At 64.3% G+C, this 5571-nt stretch carries 4 protein-coding genes; all 4 read left to right on the top strand.

Going from position 1 to position 5571, the window contains the following annotated elements; translation table 11 throughout:
- The first annotated feature begins 97 nt into the window (after positions 1-97).
- Positions 98-727 (top strand): TRAP transporter small permease, encoded by a 630-nt coding sequence (locus tag QMX85_RS23090; RefSeq protein ID WP_282344846.1) that lies wholly within the window; start codon positions 98-100, stop codon positions 725-727.
- Positions 727-2010, top strand: a complete 1284-nt coding sequence (gene dctM / locus QMX85_RS23085; protein WP_282344844.1) for a C4-dicarboxylate TRAP transporter large permease protein DctM — start codon at positions 727-729, stop codon at positions 2008-2010. The genes QMX85_RS23090 and dctM overlap by 1 nt, the downstream gene beginning before the upstream one ends.
- Before the next feature lie 261 nt (positions 2011-2271).
- Entirely contained in the window at positions 2272-4227 is a 1956-nt protein-coding gene (gene acs / locus QMX85_RS23080; protein WP_282344842.1) for an acetate--CoA ligase, read from the top strand.
- Positions 4228-4663: 436 nt separating this feature from the next.
- Positions 4664-5437, top strand: a complete 774-nt coding sequence (locus QMX85_RS23075) for an ABC transporter substrate-binding protein (RefSeq protein WP_090230159.1) — start codon at positions 4664-4666, stop codon at positions 5435-5437.
- Positions 5438-5571: the final 134 nt, after the last annotated feature.

Below are 5571 nucleotides of genomic sequence, written 5' to 3'. Positions count from 1 at the left end.
CCAGCCCAATAACCCAACACGGCACCCTGAGCCCCCCGGCCCGCCGCCCCGGGGCGGGGCGGCCATCCCTCTCGCAGTTTTTCCGCGGAGCACTTTCATGCAAACGCTGATGCGACTCTGGGCGCGTCTGGAGGAAGCGATCATTGCCTTCCTGCTGGCTGCCATGACCCTGGTGACGTTCTGTTACGTCGTGATGAACAACCTCTACACCGTCCTGTATTCCCTCGGTGACCGCTGGGAAGCCACCAGCGGTTTCTTCTTCGCATTGGGCGACAGCGTGATGAGCGGTGCCCAGGCGATGACCTGGAGCAGCGCCGCCACTCGCGCACTGTTCGCCTGGCTGATCTTCCTTGGTATCGCCTACGGCGTGCGCACCGGTGGACACATCGGCATAGATGCGCTGGTCAAGCTGACTTCGCGCGGCACGCAGAAAGTACTCGGCGTGATCGCCTGCCTCTGCTGTCTCGCCTATGCCGGCCTGTTCGCCGAGGCCAGTTTCGAGTGGACCGAAACCCTTTACTCCGCTGGCATCGGTGCCGAGGATCTCGGCCACTTCGGCATCCAGCAATGGATGATCGGCCTGGTGGTTCCGGTGGGTTTCGCTCTGGTGTTCATCCGTTTCGTCGAGATCCTCGTGCGCATCTTGCGCGACCAGCAGACAGGTCTGGGCCTCGCCGACGAAGCCGCCGATGCGCTCAAGCTGGCCGAACACGAGGAGGTTAAATAATGACCATCCTCTTCCTGTTCGTGGCCCTGTTCCTGCTGATGTTCATCGGTGTGCCGATCGCCATTTCCCTCGGCCTCGCCGGCTCGATGACGATCCTGCTGTTCAGCCCGGACTCGGTGCGCTCGCTGGCAATCAAGCTGTTCGAGACCTCCGAGCACTACACGCTGCTGGCGATTCCGTTCTTCCTGCTTGCCGGCGCCTTCATGACCACCGGCGGGGTGGCGCGCCGCCTGATCGACTTCGCCAACGCCTGCGTCGGTCACATCCGTGGCGGTCTGGCGATTTCCGCGGTGCTCGCCTGCATGCTGTTCGCCGCCTTGTCCGGTTCTTCGCCGGCCACCGTGGCCGCGGTCGGCTCCATCGCCATCGCCGGCATGGTCCGTTCCGGTTACCCGCAGGCGTTCGGCGCCGGCATCGTCTGTAACGCCGGTACCCTGGGCATCCTGATTCCGCCGTCGATCGTCATGGTGGTGTACGCCGCGGCCACCGAAACCTCCGTTGGCAAGCTGTTCATGGCCGGCGTGGTGCCGGGGCTGCTGCTCGGTGTCGTGCTGATGGTGGCGATCTACATCATCGCGGTGAAGAAGAACCTGCCAGCGTTGCCACGGGCATCCTTCCGCGAGTGGCTGACCGCCGCGCGCAAGGCGATCTGGGGCCTGCTGTTGATGGTGATCATCCTCGGCGGCATCTATTCCGGGATGTTCACGCCCACCGAGGCTGCCGCCATGGCGGCTGTGTATTCGGCCTTCATCGCGCTGTTCGTCTACAAGGACATGACGCTGCGCGAAGTGCCCAAGGTGCTGCTGGAGTCGGGCAAGCTGTCGATCATGCTGATGTTCATCATCGCCAACGCCATGCTCTTCGCCCACGTCCTCACCACCGAACAGATTCCCCAGACCATCACCGGCTGGGTGATGGAGGCCGGGCTGCAGCCCTGGATGTTCCTGCTGGTGGTGAATATCGTGCTGCTGATCGCCGGCGCGTTCATGGAGCCGTCGGCGGTGATCCTGATCCTCGCGCCGATCCTCTTCCCGATCGCCGTGCACCTGGGCATCGATCCTATCCACCTGGGTATCATCATGGTGGTGAACATGGAGATCGGCCTGATCACTCCGCCGGTGGGCCTCAACCTGTTCGTCACCTCGGCGGTGACCGGAATGCCGGTGACCGCAGTGATCCGCGCGGCGATGCCCTGGCTGCTGCTGCTGATGGTTTTCCTGGGCCTGATCACCTACATCCCGGCGATCTCGCTGATCCTGCCGAACATGCTCGGGATGACCTGAGCGACCGCGCGCATCGGCGTCCCGCGGACGCCGATGCCCCCGCGAACGACGTTCCCCTTGACCCGTGCCCCTCCGGCACGGGTTTTTTATGGGCGCCCGGAAACCTCTTCCCTGCACGCCCGAGCGGCCTTTTTTCGGGCGCCGGCAGCCATCTGCGACCATTGTCTTAACCCGGTAAGACAATGGTCGAATGGTTGCCGGGGGCGCCCGGCGGCTACAAAGACACCATAGAAAAACAACTATCTACCGAGGTCCTAGTCCATGAGCGCCGCTTCTCTTTATCCCGTCAGTCCCGAGGTCGTAGCCAACACGCTGACCGACGAAGCCACCTACAAGGCCATGTACCAGCAATCGGTCATCAACCCGGATGGCTTCTGGCGCGAGCAGGCCAAGCGTCTCGACTGGATCCAGCCGTTCACCAAGGTCAAGCAGACCTCCTTCGACGATCACCATGTCGACATCAAGTGGTTCGCCGACGGCACCCTTAACGTTTCCTACAACTGCCTGGATCGTCACCTGGCAGAGCGTGGCGACCAGATCGCGATCATCTGGGAAGGCGACGACCCGTCCGAGCACAAGGAAATCACCTACCGCGAACTGCACGAGCAGGTCTGCAAGTTCGCCAACGCCCTGCGCGGGCAGGACATCCATCGCGGCGACGTGGTGACCATCTACATGCCGATGATCCCCGAGGCCGTGGTGGCGATGCTTGCATGTGCCCGCATCGGCGCGATCCACTCGGTGGTGTTCGGCGGCTTCTCGCCCGAAGCGCTGGCCGGCCGCATCATCGACTGCAAGTCGAAAGTCGTCATCACCGCCGACGAAGGCTTGCGCGGCGGCAAGCGTACGCCGCTCAAGGCCAACGTCGACGACGCGCTGACCAACCCGGAAACCAACAGCATCCAGAAGGTCATCGTGTGCAAGCGCACCGGGGCCGACATCAAGTGGAACCAGCACCGTGACATCTGGTTCGAGGATCTGATGAAAGTGGCTGGCAGCGTCTGTGCGCCGAAGGAAATGGGCGCCGAGGAAGCGCTGTTCATCCTCTACACCTCCGGTTCCACCGGTAAGCCGAAGGGCGTGCTGCACACCACCGCCGGCTACCTGCTGTACGCCGCGCTGACCCACGAGCGCGTGTTCGACTACCGCCCGGGCGAGGTCTACTGGTGCACCGCCGACGTCGGCTGGGTCACCGGCCACAGCTACATCGTCTACGGCCCGCTGGCCAACGGCGCCACCACACTGCTGTTCGAGGGCATCCCGAACTACCCGGACATCACCCGCGTCGCCAAGATCATCGACAAGCACAAGGTCAACATCCTCTACACCGCGCCTACCGCGATCCGCGCGATGATGGCCCAGGGCAAGGCCGCGGTCGAAGGTGCCGACGGCTCCAGCCTGCGCCTGCTCGGCTCGGTCGGCGAACCGATCAACCCGGAAGCCTGGCACTGGTACCACGAGTGCGTCGGCCAGAGCCGCTGCCCGATCGTCGACACCTGGTGGCAGACCGAAACCGGCGGGGTGCTGATCAGCCCGCTGCCGGGCGCCACCGCGCTCAAACCGGGTTCGGCGACCCGTCCGTTCTTCGGTGTGCAGCCGGCGCTGGTGGACAACCTGGGCAACATCATCGATGGCCCGGCCGAGGGCAACCTGGTGATCATCGATTCCTGGCCGGGTCAGGCGCGCAGCCTGTACAAGGACCACGACCGCTTCGTCGACACCTACTTCAAGACCTTCAAGGGCATGTACTTCACCGGCGACGGCGCGCGCCGCGACGAAGACGGCTACTGGTGGATCACCGGCCGCGTGGATGATGTGCTCAACGTTTCCGGCCACCGCATGGGTACCGCCGAGATCGAGAGCGCCATGGTCGCCCACCCGAAAGTCGCGGAAGCCGCCGTTGTCGGCGTGCCGCACGACATCAAGGGGCAGGGCATCTACGTCTACGTCACCCTCAACAGTGGCGAGGAATACTCCGAGCAGCTGCGTCAGGAGCTCAAGGCCTGGGTGCGCAAGGAGATCGGCCCGATCGCCGTGCCGGACGTCATTCAGTGGGCGCCGGGCCTGCCGAAGACCCGCTCGGGCAAGATCATGCGGCGCATCCTGCGCAAGATCGCCACGGCGGAATACGGCGCGCTGGGTGACATTTCCACCCTCGCCGATCCGAGCGTGGTGGAGCACCTGATCAACACCCACAAGACCATGCAGGTCGCCTGACCCGCTGGCCTCGACGCCCCGCCCGGTTCCGCCGGGCGGGGCGTTGTCATTTCGGCTGTCACCGCCTGCCCGGGCGGTGGCGAATCGAAACGCCGTGACGGTTACCGCCTCTCGCCCGCAACGGGCGCAGGCACGTTCCAGAGCCCTCGGGCCCTTGCGGTGCGCTAATTGCTTCGTTCATCGGTTGGCTGTTTCCTGTCCGGTTGGTCACGTTTCGGGCGGGCTGTCAATATCGCCTTCGCGCGCTTTCGGTGCTTCTGTAATTAGTTGTCGCATTGAGGAAATATCGCGCTTCGGCCTGCCGCTAGAATGCCGCCCACCCGAAAGGAGGGCCGCCGATCCCAAAAGGTTCGTGTCGCCGGCGCCTCTGCCAACTCCCTTCGTTCCAGCGGGCCAACCCCGCGGCACCCGACATTTCCGCATCATGGAGCTTTCGATGAAGAACAAGATCGTCCTGTTCGGCGCACTGGCGCTGTCCCTGCTGGCACCGCTGGCGATGGCCGACAAGCCGCTGCGCATCGGCATCGAGGCGGCCTACCCGCCGTTCGCCTTCAAGACGCCGGAAGGCAACATCAGCGGCTTCGACTACGACATCGGCGTGGCGCTGTGCGAAGAGATGAAGGTCGAGTGCACGTGGATCGAGCAGGAGTTCGACGGCCTGATCCCGGCGCTTAAAGTGCGCAAGTTCGACGCCATCCTCTCCTCGATGTCGATCACCGACGAGCGCAAGAAGTCGGTCGACTTCACCGGCAAGTACTACTCCACGCCGGCCAAGCTGGCGATGAAGGACGGCGCGACCTACAAGGACGTGGCCGACCTCAAGGGCAAGAAGATCGGCGTGCAGCGCTCCTCGGTGTATGACCGCTACGCCACCGACGTCTTCGCCCCGGCCGGTGCCGAGATCGTCCGCTACAGCTCGCAGAACGAAGTCTTCCTCGACCTCGCCAGCGGCCGCCTCGACGCTACCCTGGCCGATTCGGTGAACATCGACGACGGCTTCCTCAAGACCGACGCCGGCAAGGGCTTCGCCTTCATCGGCCCGGACTTCACCGACGAGCAGTACTTCGGCGAAGGCCAGGGCATCGCGGTGCGCAAGGGCGACAAGGCGCTCGCCGACAAGATCAGCGCGGCGATCCTGGCGATCCGCGCCAACGGCAAATACAAGCAGGTGCAGGACAAGTACTTCGCGTTCGATGTCTACGGCAAGTAAGGGCTGACGCCAGGAACGCGTCTGATGAAGGCAGGGCGATGAGTCCTGCCTTCGTCGCTCACCCGTGCGGCGCGCCTCTGGCGCGCCCCGTGGCCGGAGGGCTGGGCGGTGTTGGAAGGCGACGGGGCGCCCCA

This window comes from Pseudomonas sp. PS02288, assembly GCF_029959715.1.
Classification (GTDB): domain Bacteria; phylum Pseudomonadota; class Gammaproteobacteria; order Pseudomonadales; family Pseudomonadaceae; genus Pseudomonas_O; species Pseudomonas_O kuykendallii.
This window is presented reverse-complemented; position numbering and strand designations above follow the sequence as displayed.

What these genes read in the sequence shown, in the direction of transcription:
- QMX85_RS23090 (WP_282344846.1), top strand. Translation starts at nt 98, where the DNA reads ATGCAAACGCTGATGCGACTCTGGGCGCGTCTGGAGGAAGCGATCATT.
- dctM (WP_282344844.1), top strand. Translation starts at nt 727, where the DNA reads ATGACCATCCTCTTCCTGTTCGTGGCCCTGTTCCTGCTGATGTTCATC.
- acs (WP_282344842.1), top strand. Translation starts at nt 2,272, where the DNA reads ATGAGCGCCGCTTCTCTTTATCCCGTCAGTCCCGAGGTCGTAGCCAAC.
- QMX85_RS23075 (WP_090230159.1), top strand. Translation starts at nt 4,664, where the DNA reads ATGAAGAACAAGATCGTCCTGTTCGGCGCACTGGCGCTGTCCCTGCTG.